Here is a 20539-nt window from a genome sequence, read left to right on the forward strand (position 1 = left end):
GGACCGCGATGATCATTCCGAGCGACCTGCGCCGCCACGCCCGCCTGCTCGGCTTCACGCCGGCGGTCGCTGCGGGCGTGCTGGGGTTCCATGTCGGAAGCACCGTGTTCGAGGGCATCGGCCTTGCCATGGTGTTGCCGGTGTTCGAGTACCTGCAAGCCAATGAGAACGTCGCCGCGCTAGCGGACAAGTCGGAGTTGTGGCGGCGCCTAGTCGACGCCTATGGCGCCATCGGGCTGCCGGTGACCTTGGCGGTGCTGCTCGCCACGAGTTTCCTCGCCATTCTGGTGCGCCAAGTCTTCGTTCAAGCGCGCCTGATCTTTCTGGCGAAGGTGCGGTTCCGGGCGGTGGCGCGACTGCAGACCATGCTGTTCCGGAACTATCTGCATGTGGATCTGGGCTACCATGAGCGCCAGCAGCTCGGGCTGACGGTGAACGACTTTACCACCCAGGCGGAGCGCTCCGTCGAGTATTTCTTCCTCGCGATCGACTTTATCGGTTTCACGTTTCTGCTTGTCGTCTATGTGGTCTTGCTGGTCGTGGTGTCGGCGGAAATGGCGGCGGCCGCCGCGCTGCTGCTCGGGCTGACGGCGTGGGTGCTGGGCGGGCTGTTGAAGCGGAGCCGGGCGCTCGGCTACCAGACAGTCGCTGCGCGCCAGAAGCTGGCGGCCTTCTTCACCGAAAAGCTCGGACTGTTGCGGCTGATCCGGCTGTCCGGAGCCGAGGCGGCCGAGATCAAGACGGTGGCGAACCTCGCCGACGTGCAGCGCCGCCGACACTTCGACGCGGCGCGGCTGGTGGCGCTGCTCAGCACGTCGGTCGAACCCATTGCCGCCGCCGCGGCGATCCTGCTGCTCTACTTCGGAGTGCGGGTTGCCGGGCTCGACCTCGGCACGCTCGGATTGTTCATCGTCATCCTGGTGCGGCTGCTGCCGATCGTCCGCCAGCTCCTCAACACCCGCCAGGTGTTCCTCAACACGGAGGGGGCGGTGCGGACCATTACCGGGCGTCTCGACGACCTGCACGCCGGCGCCGAGCGGCCGGGAGGCGGAGTCACATTCGCCGGCCTGAACGGCAGCCTTCGCTTCGAGGACGTTTCCTTCACCTATCCCGGCCGGCTTGAGCCGGCGCTCGCCGGGGTGTCGCTGGAAATCCCGGCTGGGACACTGACGGCGCTCGTCGGCCCCTCCGGCGGCGGCAAGTCGACCCTGGTGGACCTCCTGCCGCGGCTGCGGGAACCGAGCAGGGGCCGGGTCCTGCTCGACGGCGTCCCGCTTGGCGACTACACCTTGGAGAGCCTCCGAGCCGGCATTGCGTTCGTTCCGCAGGCGCCGTTGATCCTCAACGCAACGCCGGCGGAGCACATCCGATATGGCGCCGGCCATGCCGACATGGCCGCTGTGCGCAGCGCGGCCGAGGATGCAGGCGCCGATCAGTTCATCTCGGCGCTGCCACAGGGCTACGACACGCCGCTCGGCGAGGGCGGCGCCGCCCTGTCCGGGGGCCAGCGCCAGCGCCTCGACCTGGCGCGGGCGCTGTTGCGCCAGGCGTCCATCCTGATCCTCGACGAGCCGACCAGCCATCTCGACGCCGACGCCGAGCGCTTGTTTCGCGAGACCCTGTTGGCGCTGCGCGAGCGCGGCGGGCGGACCATCATCGTTATCGGGCACCATCTGGCATCGGTGACGGCAGCGGACCGCATTGTCGTGCTCAGCGGCGGACAGGTAGCGGAGGCGGGTTCGCACCGGGCGCTGATCGCCGCCGGCGGCTGGTACGCTCGCGCCTTCCGCAAGCAGGCCGCCGACGACGATGTGGTCTTGGACGCAGACCCGCTGCCGACGCCGACCGGCTCCTGATCCCTCTCTTTCCTCCCATCCGTCCCCGGTTAGCAGCGGAAACATGCGGAACGAGTCGCGCGGTGCCGGATTAAGTCTTTGATTTGCATCCAATTGAGCCTCTTGCAGAAAGCTGATTTTATGTGGTTTTGGTTTTTGTATGAATGGTTTAGGTGGCTTGGGGTTGTGGTCGAACGAGTCTTAGGAGGTTGTTTGCCGTTAGTGCCAGGATTCCGAAGCCTAGGTGACAGAGGACTTTGGCGTGGCCGCGGACGCGGACGGTGCAGGCGCCGAGGTTGTCTTTGAGGGCTCCGGCGCCGCGTTCGGCGGCGACTCGTGCATGGAAGCGGCGATGTTCAGGGAGTGCGAACCGGATCCGGCGGAGACGCTTCTGCTCTGCGGCGTTTTTGGCCCGGCGGCCGGGGTGGTGGCGGTTGCTGGCTTCGATCATGGGCTGGTGGCCGAGGCGTCGGCTGTAGTCGGCGATGGCGGTGGCTTCGTAAGCGCTGTCCATGATGTCGTAGAGGTATTGGATGCGCCCGGAGGTGATGGTGATGAGGGGGATGGCGACTTGGCTGTCGTGGACCGAGGCGGAGGTCAGCACGGCGGCGACGGGGACGTCTCCATCGGCGATGTCGAGATGGAGTTTGTAGCCGATCCACTGGTGGCGGAAGCCCTTGCTGTTGCGTTTGGATCCGACGTCGCAGCGGGTCGGCAGGTCGGCGAGCATGGTCCTGAGATCGAGGTTTGGTTGGCGTTTAAGGCGGTCGGAGCGGCGTTTGGTGACGGCTTCCCCGGCCTTGGGCCGCCCGCGCTTTCGCTTCGGCGCTGAGTCTTTGGGCGGTGGCGGGGGTTTTTCGCGGGCATCGATCCCGGTGGCGTCGCGGGCGACATGTTCCACCAGGCGGCCGTCGTGGCCGAATTTGACCAGGGCCTCGTGAACCCGTTCGAACAGCCCGCTGGTCGCGAACTCGGCGAAAGCCCGCGAGAACGTCGCTTCACTCGGGACTTGGCGGCGCCGTTCCCAGCCACAGATGCGTCGCAGACGGCCATCGACGTCGAGACGTTCGATGAGGGCGGCGGTGGTGGGCAGATGGAGAATGGCCTTGGCGACGAAGGCCCGGGCGATGGCCCGGCGGTCCTCCGGCGGCCGCCCGCGGCCCCCCGGCGGCGGCGGGATGTGGGTTTCCAGGTCGAGCATGTCGAGGACGAGGACGACTTGCTCATGCTTGGCCGTGAGTTCGTCCACCTCCTCCCGCAGCCAAGGGAACAGGGTGCCTTGGATGTGGCTCCAGCATCGCACAAGCCGATCCCTGCTCTCAGACATACAGAGATAATAACCAAAGATACATAAAACGCCACAGCAAAAATCAAAACTACAGCGGAATGATCCACTACAAATACAGAAACGTGCGGATCAGAACTCAAATACTACTTCATGCCCTTTTTGTTTCTGCAAGAGGCTCAAAAGTACTCAGTATCCGACTCCGTGCGTCGGGTTTGGCCGGTACCGAAGCGCCTTGACCTGCCCTTCACGAAAAGAACAAAATAGCAACTATGGGCCGCGGGCTCAATGGTCAAGCTTGATTGTGAGATACGAAATTTTATATAATCGGAGGAGAGCGGGTGCGAGTTGAGATTGAGTTCTACCGACCGCCTTCCGGTGCGGCTGAGGACTTGGGGCGCTATCTGGACGACGTGCGGTCAATCGCGTACGCGCTGAGGGATGCGGAGGGAGAGAAGCGAGCAACGGATGTCATCGAAACAGGCCTCCGCTTTCTCGTCGACCTCCGCGAGGTTTTGCAGGAACTGGCGTTAGCTGACGACGGCCGGGGTGTGGACGGAATGCGGAAACACTTGAGGGAACGACACACGGCATGGATGGAAATCCCGTCCTGGCCCTCCGCGTTCACCATCTACCGGACGGACGGGGCGCCATGTGTGGTCTTCTGCTGTGTTGTGGCGCCCGGCTACGTTCGTATCATCGGTCTCGCCGTCGTCGGCGCCGCATCGGACCTTGAGGACGCACCGTGCAAAGCCAAGATCGTAGCGCGCTGGCGGTCATTGGAGCTTTGAGAGTGAAACTGCCTGTCGCATCGAGAAGGATTGACGATCATGGCGAGTGAAAGCCGGAAACGGCCTGCCCGCGCACCGCGATATGTCTTGCCGGCAATGACGGGTTCCGAGGGCGAGACGGCGACGCCCCATGGAGCGAGCCTCATGGACCTGATCAGCTCGCTGGAAGCGAATGACCCGGAACTTGCCGCCCTGGCGCCGATGTCGAGTGCGGCGGTGGAGGCGGGCGAACTCGTCCGCGCCGTCCGGCTTGCCGCCAACATGCCGCAAAAGCGCTTGGCGGAGGCTGCGGGTTTGAGCCAGCCGGCCCTCAGCGCGGTCGAGCGGGGTGAGGGCAAGGACGGCCCCACGTACCGGACGCTGCGGGATCTGGCGCGTGCCCTCGGCTTGCGCATCGCGTTTGTTCCCGCCGCCGCAGCCGCCGAGGCTCCGGAAGAGCGACCCAGGCTGGCTCGGCGGCAACGTTGAATCCACGCCGCCGCGATGGACTGGCTCGGCGGGATGGAGGTGCTCGGCGGCTTGCTGGGCGTGGCCGGATCGATCGTTCTCGCTATCCCGGCGTGGCGGGACCTGAAGAACAAGGACCTGTGGGACCTGCTTACGCAGATCAGGAGGGTGCCCGGCGCGAGCGAGCCCGACCTCCGCGAGTTGAAATGGCTGATCCTCGACAGCGTCCTCGGCGGCTTCCGCGTCCATCAGTGGTGCACGTTCGGCGGTGCGGCGTTGCTGGCGCTCGGCTTCGCGCTGATCGCGGTGGCCGGAGGGCTGCGAGTGTTCGGCCTTGCTGCGCCGACATGATGCTTTCAACCGGCGCGGCGACTTTGGTAGGTTGAGCACGACTGCGGCGCGCGAGGGGACCCCGCCATGCATTACAAGGCTGCGACACCGACGGAGCTTCCGTCCCAGGTGACGCCGAAGACCGTTCTGATTACCGGCGGCGCCGGGTTCCTCGGCTCGCACCTGTGCGACCGGCTGATCGCCGAAGGGCACGACGTGTTGTGCGTCGACAATTTCTTCACCGGCTCCAAACGCAACATCCGGCATCTGGTCGGCCATCCCCAGTTCGAGTTGAAGCGGCACGACGTGACGTTTGCGCTCTATGTGGAGGTAGACGAGATCTACAACCTCGCCTGCCCGGCGTCGCCGATCCACTACCAGCACGATCCGGTGCAGACGACCAAGACGTCGGTGCACGGCGCCATCAACATGCTGGGCCTTGCCAAGCGGCTCCGCTGCCGCATCCTGCAAGCCTCGACCAGCGAGATCTATGGCGATCCCGAGGTGCATCCGCAGACCGAGAGCTACTGGGGGCACGTCAACCCGATCGGGTTGCGCTCCTGCTACGACGAGGGCAAGCGCTGCGCCGAGACCCTGTTCTTCGACTATTACCGACAGCACCGGCTGCCGATCAAGGTAGCCCGCATCTTCAATACTTACGGGCCGCGCATGCACCCGAACGACGGCCGCGTCGTCTCCAACTTCATCGTCCAGGCGCTACGTGACTGGCCGATCACGATTTATGGCGACGGCAGCCAGACCCGCGCGTTCTGCTATGTAGACGACCTGATCGACGGCTTCGCGCGGCTGATGGCGAGCGCGGACGACATGACCGGCCCGGTCAACCTGGGAAACCCGGCGGAATTCACCATCCGAGAGTTGGCCGAGCAGATCATCGCGCTGACCGGCTCCCGCTCGATGATCGTGCACGAGCCGCTGCCGGCCGACGATCCCAGGCAGCGGAAGCCGGACATCTCGCTTGCCGGATCGGCCCTCGGCTGGGAGCCTCGGGTGCCGCTTGCCGACGGCCTCGTCAAGACCATCGCCTACTTCGCCGACCTGCTCGACTCGCCCAGTGAAGTTCCGGCCTGAGCCCGGCGGATCGTGGTGCGGTCCATGGCGGAGATCAGCAGCATCTTCGCCAGGGCGCGGAGTTTGCGGCGGACCGTCGGCATGGCGCGGATCATGTGGACCGTGCGTGGTCCTGTCGTCGGCTGCTCGAGATCGTAACCGGCGGTGCGGGCGGTGCGCCATGTGAGAGCGGAGATCAGCGCCACCTGTTCGGGGGTCAGGTCGCGGCGCCAGCGATGGAGCGGGGCAGTGCTGATGCCCGTGTAGGATTCGCCGGGGGTGTTGGAGGCGCCGCCGCCGAGACCCGCCAGCGCCGCTTCCAGCGCTGCCGGCGCCATGGGCTCACCGACCGTCCAGGCGAAAACCCTGTTGAGGGTGGTGACCGGATCGACGAGAAAATCCTCGAAGCGGACGATCATGGAGATGTCCGGATGGCGGCGGGCGAAGCGCAGGCCGACGGCCACGGTGGTCCGCCAGTAGAGGGCGAAGTCGATGATCTCCGCCGTCAACAGGCTGTGGCCGTCGCCTTCCGGCGCCCGCTTGGATGCATGGCGGGCACCGGACAGGATCGAGCCGCGGGGATCGCGCACCAGGAACACGAAACGGGCGTGGGGAAAGGCGCGGCGCAGCTTCTCCAGGCCGCGCCAGTTCCCTGATTTGGTCTGCCAGCAGCGGACCTGTTCTGGTACCTTGCCGCAGCCGCCGGCGGCGAGCGCCCGCAGCGGCAGTAGTTGAAACAGGCGCTTCAGATCGGGGCGGGCGAAGCATTCCGCCATGTAGCGGTTCAGGCGGTCGCGCTGCTCGCGGTCGAGAGCGGCGTCGGCGGTGTAGCCGGGTAGCCCCTCGAAGCGTCGGCGGAGCGTCTGCGCGTCATCCCGCGTCGCGTAGGACCACACCCGGTCCATGAAATAGCTGACCGGTGCTGCGACAAGGTGGCGGGGGTGCAGGCCAATGGCGTTATTGATGATGCTCGTGCCGCTTCGGGTCGGGCCGACCATATAGACGAGGTGCTCGAGCGTGTCCTGGCGCAGGCCGTCGAGGCCGAGATCCTCAAGCTCCACTGTTCGTCTTTCGCCCCGCCAAGTGCGCGCATTGGCGCGCCGGGCAGACAATCTATGCGCAGGCGGAAATTGTCAACCGATCGGCATCGTCCGCGCATTCCGCGCGGGTCATCGCCGGCGCCGACACGATCGACGACATCAGGGCCCGAAGCTCCTGACGGGCCGCGACGTGGGACAAGGTCAAGGCGATGCCGCTGTCCTGGTCGCGGAGGTCGAGCAGGGTCAGGCCGAGGAGGAACAGTTCGCGATAGATCACCCGTTCGCTCAAGCCCGGGGCGATGCGGAAGTCGAGCGCGGTGGCGAGATGGGCGAGGGTATCGGCCATGTCCCGTTTGTTACGGGCGTCGAGATTGGTAAGGCGGTTGCGCATGACCAGCCAGTCGAACCCCGCGTCCCCGGCAGCGCGTCTTTTGCCGCGCGTGCGGGCGACGGTTTCGCCGAAGCGGGCGTGGTCGATGAACGTCAGGGTGCGGGGATCGATCTCGGCCAGCACGTCGAGGTCGAGGAAGCTGTCGTTGATGGGCGTGATCAGCACGTCGGCGAGGGCGAGAGCGCGCGTGGTGAGCGGAGAGGCGCGGCCGGGGGTGTCGATGACGATCACGTCGACGAACCCGGCGAGGCGGTCGAGGGCGGCATCGAGGCTGTCGTCGTCGGCCTGCGGCGCCAGGTGGCACTCCGGCATCAGGAGTCGCGAACCGTGCGCCATGTCGTGGGCGCGGCGATTGTCAATGTAGCGGCTGAGGCTCGCCTGCCCGGCATCCAGATCGACGCTCGCCACCGATAACCCCTCATGCAGCAGTCCCACGATGACGTGCATGGCGATTGTCGACTTGCCGGAGCCGCCCTTGAGGTTGCCGACGACCACTACCCGTGCCCGGCGCGCCGCTGCCTGTGGGACCGAACTCGGTGCCCGGGACGCCGGTGGTGCTGTTGGAATGCTCGGCTCCGGCTCCGGCTCCGGCTCCGGGTCCAGCTCCGGCTCCGCCGTTTGCCGGGCGTTGGTCATCACGGTTTCCAGGCGCGCTGCGAGGAACGCCTGCTCATGGTCGTCGAGCGCGAGGTGGAGGCCATAGCGGCCCGCCTCGCCGTGGATCACGGTTGCCGCGTAGTGGCCGACGAACGGGATATCGACGCAGACGGTTTCGCCCGCGCCCAGGGCGGCGTCGACGGTGATGCCGGCGCCGCTTCCCGAAATGTCGACCAGGCGCCCGGCCAGGCGCTCCTTGTCGCGGCCACCGCCGTCGCGCATCACCGAGATGTCCCAGCGTGCCTGCCAGCGCGGATGGCCGCGCCGCTGGGCCGGCGCCGGTTCGGCCGGCGACGAAGGGGCGGCCGGGGTCAGCTTGGCGAAGCGTCCGGCGATGTATCCCCACAGCATCGGGATCGTGTCTTCACCATCCGTGGCGCCAGCCTGCTGCGGCACGAACACCGGGCACACGGTGCCTTGCTGGGCGAGGTAGAACACCACCGCGTCCTTTGGCCCTTTGGCGCCGACGCCGTCGACAACGAAAAAAAATGGCTTCCGGCACTGCTTCACGGCGCCAACGACGGCGTCGAGGCGATCCAGCTCCGCCTTCCGCGGCCCGACGCAGACGACGACCACGTCGGCGGACGCCAGGACTGCCGCAAAGCCGGTGTCGTCATGCGCATATTGGGCGGCGACGATGGCGCACGCGCAGCCGTCCGCCGCCAGCGCTTCGAGCGATGCCGCGAGGCCGGACGAGACGGTGTGCACCACGTCGACCGCCGCGGTGTCCGCCGCGGCGAGCGGCTGGGATGCGGCGTTGTCCACAACCACCAAGGCGGAAGTGTCGCCGGCCCGCACCGCGGCCGCAGCGACCTGCTCCGCCAGTTCGGAACGCGCTCTGCTGCGGCCTTGGAAAACGAACGAAACGACGTGCATGCTGCTAATCCCGTTAACGTAACATTGCCTTACGCCCTGCCTGGCAAGGGCCGTCAGCGCGTTTCGGCGGCGGACGACAGCTTATCCAAGTGCGCGGTGATCCCTGTTTCCAGGATTTTCTGCAGCGTCATGCCGAGGCTCTCGGAAAGGTCCCTGCACCGCAGATAGTCGACCTCGCTGAGCCGCACCGTCATCTTGTGCCGCTTGCTTTTGCCGTGGGGCGCATCGACACGCGCCGTCTCGCGCGACGGCGTCGTCGGCTGTGGTGCGTCTTCAGGCATCGGTCCCGTGTCGCTCCAGTCGAGATCCATCGGCGGTGGCGGCGGCGCTGGCTTGTTGGCGCGCTGGATGAGGAACGCCAGCGCGCCGCTCTCGCGGCCGGGGGGCGTGTCCTTCGAGCGCTGGAACCGCTCTTTCGCGTACGACGCAGGGGGCGCGGTGCCGAACAGGACGCGGGCGGTGGTCGGCGCGGCTTCGCCTTTGCGGGCGAACAGGGTGTCGAGGGCGTACATGACGTTAGCCTGGGCGTGGGTGCTCATCATCGTCACTCCGCGGCCGCTGGCGTCTGCTGCGGCTTGCGGTGGCCGAAGCCGCGGCTCTTGGCCACTGGATGAAAGATCCCGGACGTGCGCGTCACCCGCGGCAGGGCCTCGTCCAGGCGCGAGCCCAGGTATGACCACATCTCCCGTATTTCGCCTGCGGACCGGCTCTCCGGGTCTGTTTCCATGACCGTGCCGCCGTGGATCATGCTGGTGGCGAAGTCGACCCGGTCATGGAGGGTGACGGGCGCTACGGTGCCGTGCTGGGAGAGCGCGACGGCGGTCTCGCCGGTGATACGCGCGCGCCGGTTGGCGGCGTTGATGGCGAATACCAGAGGCTTCCGCAGGGACTCGACGATGTCGAGGGTCGGGCCGACGGCGCGCAGGTCGTGGGGCGACGGCCGCGTCGGCACCACCACCAAGTCCGCATAGGCGACGATTCGGCTGATCATCTCGGTCACCGTCGGCGGCGTGTCGATGAATACGTAGCGGACGCCGGCGCGGTCGAGCTGGCGGATGTCCTCGTGCAGGTACTGTCCGGAAACCCGGAGGAACAACGGCGTCTCGGCGGCGCGGGCGTTCCACCACTGGGCGAGGCTGCCTTGCGGGTCGGTGTCGATCACCGCCACCGGCCCTTGGCCCGCCAATTCCGCCTGCACGGCGAGGTGGCCGCAGAGCGTGGTCTTGCCCGAGCCGCCTTTCTGGGAGGTGAATACCAGCACCCGGATCTGGCGCTGGCTGGCCGGCGTCATCGGTTCGTAATCGGCCGGGTCCGGGACGTTGGGGCGGGGCGTTTCGCTGTGGTGCAACATGTCTTGAACTCCAGAGCTGTGAGTGACGTGAGACCGTTCCGGCGTCTTCGACCGGTGCGCTATGGCTGTGCCGGCAGAAACGGCGGGCCCTCCCGCGCCCGGACGGCGACGAGGCCGACAGTGGCGTCCGCCGGGGGAGCCGGACCGGCGGGCGGCGCGGCCGGACCGGAACCGGAGTCCGCGAAAATCGACGGATGCGGCCGCGCTGTCGCCGGAAGGACAGCTGGAACCTGGCCGGCGGGGGCGGTTCCGATCCCGGCGCGGGCTGCGGCGGTTGACGCGCCGTCGGATCGATGGCCTACCTGAACCAGGCTCCAGAGCGACTCTACAGGCTCGGCGGTCGGCTGGGCGTCGATCAGGACCGTGACTGAAACGTCGGGGCCGGCTGAATCCTCTGCAACGACCGCGGCGACAGGGGGCTCCGTCGCGGGTGCGACCACGTCCACCAAGACCGGTTGCCACCGCCATGCGTCTGGAAACAAAAATGGTTCCATGCTTGCGGTGGCCGCCTCCGAGGCGGCGGCGGGGTCTGCAGCGGCAGGCGCTGCTGCCATCGGCATCAGGAGGTCGAGCCGAGGCGGAAACCACTCGGGGGCGACCTGCAAGCCGCGCTCCGCCGTCGTCCATGCGAAACGAAGGGCGCGGACCGCCGAGCGTGCTGCGCGCGATGGCTCCGCGAATGCGACCGGCCCGCGATGCGGAACCACTTTTGGTGCAACGGCCGCCGGCGCCTCGTCTGCGGCAACGGGCGGCTCCGGGTCGATCGGGTCTGCTGCCATGCAGTCCACGATCACCGCGGGCGCGGCGGCGGCACCGTGTGCCGGATCCGCGGTCGGCCAAGCTTCCAGTTCCTCCGCACCCGCGGTCTGCGGGTCCATCGCCGCCGACGCGGGCGCGGCTTCAAGATTGGCGTGGAAAACAGCGGCGGCGAGTCCTCGCCCGCTCAGCCCTTGCAGCGCCTGGTAGAACGCAAGGTTGGCCTGCGCCTCGCGGGGCGGCAGGTCGCGGGCCGCAGTGGCGGCGGCTTCATTCTGGCGGCCCGCCAGGGCATAAACCAGCGCCAGGTTCTGGCGGATGCGCGGGCCTGCATCGGGTCGATCGGCGATGGTGCGCATCGTGGCGATCGCCGTGTCGAAGTCGCGGGTGAGGGCAAGAGACAAGGCGCGATTGTTGGTGAGGCCGAGGGCGCCGGGCGCCCGATCCAGCCCGTCGTCGTAGGCGTGGCGCGCCTCTTCGTGGCGTCCGAGCAAGTCCAGGCTGACGCCGAGGCCGTTGTAGGCCGACGCGTCACCGGGATCGGCGGCGATAGCCGCACGAAACTGTTGGGCGGCATCCGCCGGTTCGCCCAGCGCCAGCAGCGCCGCGCCCAGGCCGCGGCGGGCGGCCGGCGCATCCGGCTCGAGCGCCACCGCCGTGCGCCAGTGGCGGGCGGCGCCGTCGGCATCGCCGAGCGTTGTCGTTATGGCCGCCAACGCCGTTACCGGCTCCGAGCGGTTCGGCGCCGTGGCTTGGGCGCGTTCGTAGAGGTCGGCGGCGGCGAGAAGATCCCCGTCCGCCTCGGCCGCCGCCGCGATGCGCATCAACCGCTGGTAGCGGTCGCCCGCATCGGCGGCGGTCGGTGCATGAGCGAACGGGCTTCCGGCGCAACCGCTGGCAAGCACGGCGAGCACGAGGACCGCCAGTACGGACACCAGGACGCCGACCCGGCTTCCTTGCGATGTCGTGTCCGTGATGCTGTCACAGCGCATGACAAAATCCTCGACCAGCCTTACGCAGTGTTCGTTTCGTCCGTACCAGCTCCCGTAATGTCTCTGAGGCTCTGCGACAGAGACCGCAGCCGGGTACCGGCCATTCACCATTGGTGGTGATACCACATGTACTTGCATATCAGAAATGTAATATTTCTAAGCGCTTGCAGCGTTGTTTTTTTATTTGTTTTAGTACAATTTTCGAAAAGAGCAGGAGTTTGCATCCGGAGTCGCGAAATCCGCGCAGCCGCGCGCGTCGTTCATTATGGACCAACACCGGTCCACCTGGGCCGCAAGGGATTGGCTCTGCTCGAAATGGGGGCCGCGCTAGCGAAGCACTCGCTCGGCTTGTCACGCCTTCAGCAACGCCTTGCTCCGTTCTCCCAGCCGCGTGGCGCTGCTCACGGGACGCAACTACACCCAATCACGCGGTCCTTGCGCGTTGGGGGGTTAGGCATTAGGGTCCTCGGTCTGCGCTAATCCCTCGACACGGGGGCTTCGCTCCGAGGGGTCATCGGCGCCGCGATCCTGCTCAGGGAACCCGCTCTTCCGTCCATCTTGTTCTGATCACGTGGCACATAAGGAGTACCAACTCATGGCATCGCGCCTGAAGGTTCTGTCCGTCATCGCCGTTTCCACCCTCGGCCTCACCGCCTGCGCGTCGCAGAGCGATGTCGACCAGTTGCGCACCGAGGTCAACGCGCTCCGCGCGGACGTGAACTCCATGCAACAGGAAGTCCAAGCGTCCCGCGATTCGTCGATGCGCGCCGCCGAGGCCGCCGAGCGCGCGGCCGCCGCAGCGGAATCGTCCAACCGCATGTTCAACCGCTCGCTCCGCAAGTAGCGCCTGCACCGCCTCCTGCGGATGCCGTTTCCGGGCGGTCGGCAACCTCGACCGCCCGCCTCGGCTACACCACGGTCTTGCAGGCACGACACCCGAGTGCTGTTGCGCGACTGGAGTTCGTCGCGTCCCCCGGCTAATTCACGAGCAATTCACGGAACAGCACGTCGTTAGCGACGGCTGGCTGGATGGCTCGATTGACGGCTGAGAGTACGTCGGCGCGCAGGCGCTCGGATCCGGCCTGCCCCATTAGCTCGCTGCGCTGGTACTGGCGGAGCCGCGTCTGCACGGCATCCACAATCTGATCTTCGTTTGCCACCAGTTCCGGCAGGTGCCGCTCGGCGATCTGGACGAGGATGGCGAGCTTTACGTAAGCAGGGCGACCTTTATCGGAAAGATCGGTTAAAATCTCGGGCAGCGGGTGCAGGACGAGTACGTCGAGATCGACAACCACCGCCTTGCTGGCGATGTCGGCGCCATGGGTCCAGTAGAAAACGCCGCCGACGACGCCGGCCAGGGCGACAACAGCACCGATGAGGACGGACCGCGCCCGGCTCCCCAGAAGGCGGCGCCACCGACTTTCGCCCGACGCTCCCGGCTTTGCCGCACTCTCTGCATCATGCGCCAGCCACGGGGCAGGATCGGCGTCTATTGGGGCAGACATTACCTCAGGATGGTCGTTGTGGAGAAGCCTTCGTGACTAGGCCCCTCTCCGGCAGAGGCCCCTCTACAGCACAGGCCTTCCCCCGCTCCATGGCCACGACCTTTCCCCCAACCGGTCAGGCGTCTCCCGGATAACGCAGCATCTTCTGCACTTCGCCGGCGTGGCGCGTCTCCTCGGCGATCATCTGGCGGGCGTATTCTTCCAGCATCACGTCGCGGCCCTCGACCAGGGTGAGAAGCTGCTTGTAAAGCGCAAGCGCTTCCTGTTCGTGTGCCAGGGACTCCTCAAGGATGTTGCCGATGTCGTGCTTCTCGCTTTCCAGCAACCTGCCGATGCCGAGCGACGGATGCCCGTTGAGAAAGGTGATCAGTTCCCCGGCTTCCTGGGCATGCAGGAGCGATTCCTCGGCCTGCGAGCGCAGCCACTTGACGATCGGGATGCGGCCGTAGCCGAATACCATCAACGAATAGTGCGTGTAGCGCACGACGCCGGCGAGTTCCGCCTCCAGGACCTGATTGAGGACGGCGATCACCGCCGTAGTGTCGATGTTGGTCTCTGCCATGGTGATTCCCGACTCGTGTCGAACTGGCTCCCTGCGAGCTTGGGCGACTGCCTAACAGAAACGGATAGGTGAAGCAACGCGCCTTGACGGCCCTCAGCGTCCAAGAGAACGCCATTCAGGGTGCGTCTTCCAGGTCCTGCGGCCGTTCGGACCGCGCCATGCGCGAGCGCATCTCGGCGGCGGGGCGCTCGATGAGTTCGGCGAAGCGCTCGCGGACCATGGCGGCGGCGGTTGTCATCCGCTCGACCAGGCCGTCGAACGAGAGCCCGAGCAGGCCGTCGAGGGTCTGGCGGAGGGCGCGCGGCACGTCGTCGGCGCCGCGTGCAGTGACCGCACCATCCCAACTCAGCCGGATCCGGTTCTGCACTGCTTGCCATACGGCGAGGGCGCCGAGCAGGTCATCGGCCGCGCTCTTCGTCAACACGTCCGCCTTGCCGCAGGACCGCAAGGCCTGTGCCGTGTTCGGCGACAGAATGTCGGGGTGTGCCGCAGCGTGGCGCAACTGCAGGTATTGGGCGAGGAATTCTATATCCACCAGGCCGCCGCGCACGTGCTTTACTTCCCAGATCGACTGGGCGCGGTGCTCGGCCTCCATTCGCGCCCGCATGTCGGCGACGTCGACGACGAGAGAGCAGGGATCGCAGGGCAGGGTAAGAACGTCGCGGATGACATTCTCGACCTTGCCAGCCAGCTCCGGCGGCCCGTCCACGACACGCGCGCGGGTCAACGCCATGCGCTCCCAGGTCCAGGCGTCGGCGCGCTGGTAGCTCTGGAAAGACTCGAAGCTGACCGCGATCGGCCCGGCCTTGCCCGACGGCCGCAGGCGCATGTCGACCTCGTAGAGCACCCCTTCGGCCGTCGGCGCGGTGATGGCATTGATCAGACGCTGGCTCAGGCGCGCGAAGTACTGGCTGGCCGACAGCGGTCTGGCGCCGTCGGTCTGGGCGCCGTCGGGCGGTTGATCGTAGACGAAGATCAGATCAAGATCCGACGTCGCGGTCATCTCGCGTCCGCCAAGTTTGCCCATGGCGATGACCGCCATGCCGCAATCCGCCAACCGCCCGTGCCGCGCCGCGAAGTCCGCGCGCACCCGCGGGTGAAGGCCTTGCAGCGCGACCTCGGCCACGTCGCTAAGCGCGGTCGCGGTGCCCTCGGCTTCGAGGTTGCCGCGTAAACTGAGGACGCCGATCTGAAAGCGCCGATCGTTGGCCCAGCGCCGGCTTTCGTTAAGCGCCTCCTCCAAGCCGCTCGTCCGCGCCAGCACAGCTTCCAGATCCGCGGCCAGCTCGTGGCGCGGCGGCGGCGGCGCAAAGAAGTCCCGGACCAGGACCCCCTCCAACAGCGACGGCCGGCGGCCGAGGGCTTCCGCCAGCCGCGGCGCTCCGCCGAGCAACTCCGCAACCAGTTGCAGCAGTTGCGGGCGGGTATGGAACATGGAGAAAAGCTGGATGCCGGCCGGTAGCGCTCTCAGGAACTTGTCGAAAGCAAGAAACGCGGCATTGGGATTAGCGGTTTCGGCGAGGCTCTTGAGGAGCACCGGCATCAGCTCCGTCAACAGCTCCCGCGCCCGCGTGCTGCGCATGGCGCGGCATCGGCCGTGGTGCCAGCCGCGGATCGCCGCGTCCACGCCGCGTGGGTTCTCGAATCCGAGCGCTTCTATGGTGGAGAGTGTCTCCGGATCGGGGTCGGCGCCGGTGAAGACCAGGTTGCCACCGCCTCCGCCAGAGAACGACAAGGCCGGGGCCTCCTCGAACAACTCGGCGTAATGGCTTTCGACGGTGCGCAGTTGCCGGAGCACATCCGCCTCGAACGTCTCGCGGTCCGGGTACCCCGAGAAGGCCGCAAGGGCGGCGCGGCCTTCGGGCGTCACGGGCAAGGCATGGGTCTGTTCGTCATTGATCATCTGCAACCGGTGCTCGAGGCGACGCAGAAACCGGTACGCGGCGATCATCTGATCCGTGGTGCCGGCGGCGATCTTCCCCGCAGCGGCAAGGGCGGTGAGCGCCTCGATGGTGCCGCGCCCGCGCATCTCCGGCAGGCGCCCGCCCCAGATCAGCTGCTGCGTCTGGGCGAAGAACTCGATTTCGCGGATGCCGCCTCGGCCGAGCTTGATGTTGTGACCCGGCAGCGCGACGCGCCCGCCGCCACGGTGGGCGATAATCTGGCGCTTGATGGAGTGGATGTCCTGGATGGCGGCGAAGTCCAGGTTGCGGCGCCAGACGAACGGAACGAGCCGCTGCAGCAGCGCCTCTCCAGCTTCCCGGTCGCCGGCGACCGGGCGCGCCTTGATCATCGCCGCGCGCTCCCAGTTCTGGCCCAGCGTCTCGTAGTAGGCTTCGGCGGCAAGCACCGAAATTGCCATGGGGGTCGAGCCGGGGTCCGGCCGCAGGCGCAAGTCGGTGCGAAACACATAGCCGTCCGCCGTATGGTGGTCGATGAGCTTGACCAGGCCGCGCGTCAGGCGCACGAACTGGTGCTGCAACTCGTCGGGCTGAGGAGTGTCGATTCGTTCCGGGTCGTAGAACACGATGATGTCGATATCGCTCGAGTAGTTGAGCTCGCGCGCGCCGAGCTTGCCCATGCCGATGACGATAAGGCCGGTGCCCCGTTCCGGATCGTCGCGATCGGGCAACGAGAGGACGCCGCGGTCGGCGGCCTGGGCCAGCAAGTATGCCGCGGCGCAACCCAGCGCCGCTTCGGCGAGGTCGCTGAGCGCGCTCGTCACCGTCTCCACCGGCCAAGCGTCGGCGATGTCGGCGAGGGCGGCGGTCAACGCCATCCGTCGCTTGGCGATGCGCAGCGCCCGCGACGGATCGGCGCCGTCGATGGCCATGCGCCGCGCCCCGGCAACATCCGCCAGTACGGAGGCGCGCGCCGGCTCCGGACCGTCCCGCAGCAGCGCCACGGTAAAGTCCGGCTCCTTGGTCATGACGCCGGTGAGGAACGGACTGTTGCCGAAGACAGCGGCCAACAGGGTGCGGCTTGGCTCGGCGTCGGCCAGGCGTTCGGCTGTTCCGCGCGTGTCCGCATCCTCGAGCGCGGCGACGGCATCGCGCCATCGCGCCATGCCGGCGGCCAGCCAGTCCTCATGGGCCGGCGCCGGCAGGCGGTCGCCTCGGGATGTAAAGGCGTGATGGATCATGTCCGCAAGTGTGCTCATATGCAAATATCCGTGGCGAGCCGATCATGCACACTGCGGCCCGGCGATAAGGCGGTCAAGGTCGCCTCAAGGCGACCGGCGGTCAAGGTCGCCTCGGCCGGAGTCCCAAGAGGAGGCTGATGATACGTCCCGCACTCCGGGTCTCCCTGCGGCTGCTCGCCGCCGCCGTCGCGGCTCTGGCGATCGTCGCCGTCGCGCTGGCATGGCGGTTGTCTCAGGGCCCGGTGTCGCTGTCGTTCCTGACGCCGGCCATGGAAACCATTCTCAACGCCGGCCACGACACGGCCCGCTTCGAGATCGGCGAGGTCCGGGTCTCATGGGACGAGGCGAGCGGCACGCTCGGGGTGGATCTGCAAGACACGCAGGTCACCTTTCCGGACGGGCGCGAACTGGCTGCGGTGCCGGAGATGGCGGTGGTGCTGGACGCCGGCGCCCTTGTTCGCGGCGACGTCTCGCCCCGCCGGATCACCGTCAACAACCCACGGCTCCGGCTGCCCCACCGCGACGACCGGATCCTCGACCAGTGGATCGACGAACTCGTGTCGGCGCCGGGGGGCGCTGCCGGCGACGGCGGCATGGCGGATGTGGAAGCGTTGACGATCACCAACGCCGACCTGCGAATCGAGGATGCCGCTGGCGCCGCTGTGTGGTCCGGTGCGATCCCTGAAGCCAAAATTTGGCCGACGGACGATGGGCCCGCAGGCGCACTGACGCTCAATGGCGAAGACGGCGCCGAAATGCTGACGGTTTCGGGCCGGTACGACCGGGCCGGCCATGACCTGCAGATTGACGCGGCGCTCCGGGGCCTGCGCCTTCCGGATTTCGCCGGCATCAGCCGCAGGGGTGCGGCGCTGGAGGCGGTCGACGCCCCCCTGACCGGCACCGCATCCTTGAGTATAGTCGCCGGCGGAGCGATCGCGACGATCCGGTTCGACTTGAGCGTGGGCCCGGGCTTCCTCGTGCTGACGGAACCGCTGGCGGCGGAATTCGGCGCCAGCGGTTGGGCGCAGCGGCTGCCGATCGCCGGCGGGCGACTCGCGGGCGCTTACGAAGGCGCCAGCGGGAACCTCGACATCGACACGCTGCGTGTCGACGCCGGCGCTGGAGCCCATGTCGCCATGCCCGCACCGCTCGATCATGCCCTTCCGCTGCGATCGGTTGCTTTCGGCGGCGGCTACCACTTTTGGTCCACTCAGCTTGACGTCCGCGCGCTCGAATTCGATCTGGGCGGTCCCCAGGCAACCATTTCCGCGAACTTGTCTTTTACCGAACCCGGTCCCAGTGGAACCATAAGTGGGACCGTCGAAGACGTGCCTGTGAATGACCTGTCGACGTACTGGCCACGCGCAGTGGCGCCCAATCCTTACAAGTGGGTCATGGCGCATCTCTCGGAGGGTGTGGCCGAACAAGCGCAGTTCAGGTTAGAGCTCGGCGCAGATAGCGCCGGCGCCTCGCAGGTTTCCGGATTGACGGGATCGATGACCATTTCCGGGGTGACCGTCGACTATCTGCCGCCGCTTCCGCCGGTTCACGATGCCGCCGCGATTGCCAGCTTCGACATGACCCGCTTCAGTTTCGCCATCGAGGGAGGCGAGGCCGCCGGCGTTGCCGTCGACGGCGGGACGGTCGTCTTTTTCGACCTGGACGGAAACAAGGAGAAGGCCGACATCGAACTCAAGATGACCGGCGGGCTCGGAGACGTGCTGCGCCTCATTGACCACGAGCCGCTGGGCTATGCGAGCGAGGTCGGAATCGACCCCGGTGCCGCCAGCGGGACCACCGCCGTCACCTTGTCCCTGCGTTTCCCGCTCCTCAAGGATCTGAGTTTCGACGACGTGGAGATCACTGCTCGCGCTGACATCGAAGATCTTTTGCTCAAGGATGCGATTCTCGACCACGACATCGACGGCGGCCGCCTGAGCCTCAGCATCGACAAGGAGCGGATGGACGTGGAGGGGCGCCTTCGCGTCAACGGGATCGAAGGCAGCGTCGACGCGCGTGAGAACTTCCAGGCCGGAGACCCGTTCCGCCGGCGCATAGCGGTCGCCGCGCCGCAGGTCCCGCTGTCCCGACTGCAGAGCACGCTGTTCAAGAAGACGGTGATACCGTCTGCCATCGCGGATGGCGCCGTTGCAGCCGAAGGCACGTTTGTTCAGTTCGACGATCGGTCGGGGGAGTTCACCCTGGATTTGGGGCTCTCCGAAGCCCGCATCGCGATACCCATGCTGGGTTGGGAGAAAGCGGTCGGCGAGCCTGCCAAAATCACCCTCGACGGCCGTATCGGGCGGGACGAATCGGTCACGATACCGCGCGTCGAGGTGACCGGACGCGACCTGAACGCCAGCGGCGCTGCCGATTTCGATCCCGGATTCCATCTGAAACAGTTGGTGGTTCAGCGCATCGCCACCGGGCGAACCGACGTCGAAGCCACTCTCGTCATGCAACCGCGGGACCGCATGATCATCGACGTTCGCGGCAGCAGCCTCGATCTGGCGGCATTGTGGGCGGAGCCGAAGACGCCACTGCCCGAGGCGGCGGGCAGCGGCTCCGGACAGCCCGACCTGGTGGTTCATGTCAATCTCGGCCGCTTGTGGCTCGCGCCCGACCGGCAGTTCAGCAGTGTCATTGCGGACGCGGAGCGCGACGGCGACCTATGGGTCAAGGGACGCGTCCAGGGGCGGGTCGATGGAGGCGCCGGCGTTACGGCGACACTGGAACGCCAGGCTCCCCAACGACGGGCCGTCGCCGTTCATGCCGACGATGCCGGCGCCGCGCTGGCTGCTCTAGGGCTCTTTTCCGGGATGGAGGGCGGACGGTTGACGATGGCGGGCACGTTCGCCGATGACCAGCCGAGCCGGCCGCTCAGCGGGGTGGCGCGCGTCTCCGACTATCGGATCCTGGACGCACCGCTGATCGCTCGTATTCTGAGCGGCGTTGCGCTGACCGGTCTGAGCGACGCCCTCAGCGGCGACAGCCTGACGTTTTCAACGTTGGTCGTGCCGTTCACGCTGGACGACGGCACGCTGACGATGACGGATGCGCGCGCCACCGGGTTGTCGATCGGCTTCACCGCGGACGGGCGGATCCGACCTCGACCAGGACAGGGTCGACGTCACCGGTACGGTCGTGCCGATCTATTCAATCAACGCCGCGCTCGGGCGCATCCCGCTGGTCGGCAATCTGCTGACCGGCGGCGAGAAGGGCGGGGGGGTCTTCGCCGCGACCTACACGGTGACCGGCCCGCTCGACGATCCCGACGTCTCGGTCAATCCGCTTTCGGCGCTGGCGCCCAGCTACCTCCGCCGGCTGTTCGGCTTTCTCGATGGCCCCAGCGGAGCGGATGTTCCGCCGCAACCCCGGCGGCGAGACGGGAGCCCCTGAACTCGCTAGTGCATCGGTGCATTCAAAGGATGCACGGTCGCTGCACGCAACCAGTCAATTCTAGCGCACGATCTGACCCAGCCAGCCGTACCATCTGAACGGGTCTGTG

General features: G+C 67.0%; 16 protein-coding genes. 7 read left to right on the forward strand and 9 right to left on the reverse strand.

The window, feature by feature from the left end; all coding sequences use genetic code 11:
- Positions 1-8: 8 nt before the first annotated feature.
- The gene (locus tag IPM60_09910; protein MBK8908197.1) at positions 9-1856 is read left to right on the forward strand and encodes an ABC transporter ATP-binding protein; all 1848 of its coding nucleotides are present in this window, start codon (positions 9-11) and stop codon (positions 1854-1856) included.
- Positions 1857-2004: 148 nt separating this feature from the next.
- Here the strand turns inward: IPM60_09910 and IPM60_09915 are convergent, their stop codons facing one another.
- On the reverse strand, positions 2005-3162 hold the full coding sequence (locus IPM60_09915; GenBank protein MBK8908198.1) for a transposase: 1158 nt from the start codon (positions 3160-3162) through the stop codon (positions 2005-2007).
- Between the two features lie 299 nt (positions 3163-3461).
- On the opposite strand from IPM60_09915, the gene IPM60_09920 reads away from it, so the two are divergent.
- The 4 genes from IPM60_09920 (at position 3462) to IPM60_09935 (ending at position 5780) form a co-directional block, all read left to right on the forward strand.
- The gene (locus tag IPM60_09920) at positions 3462-3911 is read left to right on the forward strand and encodes a hypothetical protein (protein MBK8908199.1); all 450 of its coding nucleotides are present in this window, start codon (positions 3462-3464) and stop codon (positions 3909-3911) included.
- A 144-nt stretch (positions 3912-4055) separates the two neighbouring features.
- Complete coding sequence (locus tag IPM60_09925; GenBank protein MBK8908200.1) at positions 4056-4379, forward strand: helix-turn-helix transcriptional regulator; 324 nt, start codon at positions 4056-4058, stop codon at positions 4377-4379.
- A 15-nt stretch (positions 4380-4394) separates the two neighbouring features.
- Complete coding sequence (locus IPM60_09930) at positions 4395-4709, forward strand: hypothetical protein (GenBank protein MBK8908201.1); 315 nt, start codon at positions 4395-4397, stop codon at positions 4707-4709.
- Positions 4710-4775: 66 nt separating this feature from the next.
- Positions 4776-5780, forward strand: a complete 1005-nt coding sequence (locus IPM60_09935; protein MBK8908202.1) for an SDR family oxidoreductase — start codon at positions 4776-4778, stop codon at positions 5778-5780.
- Here the strand turns inward: IPM60_09935 and IPM60_09940 are convergent.
- The 5 genes from IPM60_09940 to IPM60_09960 form a co-directional block, all read right to left on the reverse strand.
- Positions 5735-6820 (reverse strand): sulfotransferase, encoded by a 1086-nt coding sequence (locus IPM60_09940; GenBank protein ID MBK8908203.1) that lies wholly within the window; start codon positions 6818-6820, stop codon positions 5735-5737. The two genes, IPM60_09935 and IPM60_09940, sit on opposite strands and share 46 nt — an antisense overlap.
- A 52-nt stretch (positions 6821-6872) precedes the next feature.
- Complete coding sequence (locus IPM60_09945; GenBank protein ID MBK8908204.1) at positions 6873-8723, reverse strand: PilZ domain-containing protein; 1851 nt, start codon at positions 8721-8723, stop codon at positions 6873-6875.
- A 53-nt stretch (positions 8724-8776) separates the two neighbouring features.
- Positions 8777-9262 carry a hypothetical protein gene (locus IPM60_09950; protein MBK8908205.1) on the reverse strand — a complete coding sequence of 162 codons (486 nt, stop codon included), beginning with the start codon at positions 9260-9262 and terminating at the stop codon, positions 8777-8779.
- A gap of 5 nt (positions 9263-9267) precedes the next feature.
- Positions 9268-9990: a ParA family protein gene (locus IPM60_09955; GenBank protein MBK8908206.1), complete on the reverse strand. Its 723-nt coding sequence runs from the start codon at positions 9988-9990 to the stop codon at positions 9268-9270.
- 143 nt (positions 9991-10133) lie between these two features.
- On the reverse strand, positions 10134-11822 hold the full coding sequence (locus tag IPM60_09960; GenBank protein MBK8908207.1) for a tetratricopeptide repeat protein: 1689 nt from the start codon (positions 11820-11822) through the stop codon (positions 10134-10136).
- Between the two features lie 595 nt (positions 11823-12417).
- On the opposite strand from IPM60_09960, the gene IPM60_09965 reads away from it, so the two are divergent.
- Positions 12418-12666, forward strand: coding sequence for a hypothetical protein (locus IPM60_09965; protein MBK8908208.1), 249 nt, complete (start codon positions 12418-12420; stop codon positions 12664-12666).
- 133 nt (positions 12667-12799) lie between these two features.
- Here the strand turns inward: IPM60_09965 and IPM60_09970 are convergent, their stop codons facing one another.
- The 3 genes from IPM60_09970 to IPM60_09980 form a co-directional block, all read right to left on the reverse strand.
- Entirely contained in the window at positions 12800-13327 is a 528-nt protein-coding gene (locus IPM60_09970) for a flagellar basal body-associated FliL family protein (GenBank protein MBK8908209.1), read from the reverse strand.
- Positions 13328-13442: 115 nt separating this feature from the next.
- On the reverse strand, positions 13443-13889 hold the full coding sequence (locus IPM60_09975) for a bacterioferritin (GenBank protein MBK8908210.1): 447 nt from the start codon (positions 13887-13889) through the stop codon (positions 13443-13445).
- Positions 13890-14004: 115 nt separating this feature from the next.
- Positions 14005-16956 (reverse strand): bifunctional [glutamine synthetase] adenylyltransferase/[glutamine synthetase]-adenylyl-L-tyrosine phosphorylase, encoded by a 2952-nt coding sequence (locus tag IPM60_09980; GenBank protein ID MBK8908211.1) that lies wholly within the window; start codon positions 16954-16956, stop codon positions 14005-14007.
- A gap of 212 nt (positions 16957-17168) precedes the next feature.
- Between IPM60_09980 and IPM60_09985 the strand changes: the two genes are divergently transcribed.
- A complete protein-coding gene (locus IPM60_09985; GenBank protein ID MBK8908212.1) occupies positions 17169-20528 on the forward strand; it encodes a hypothetical protein in 3360 nt (1119 codons plus the stop codon).
- The last annotated feature ends 11 nt before the right edge of the window (positions 20529-20539 follow it).

The sequence above is a fragment of the Rhodospirillales bacterium genome (assembly GCA_016710335.1).
Lineage (GTDB): Bacteria > Pseudomonadota > Alphaproteobacteria > Rhodospirillales > Defluviicoccaceae > JADJXQ01.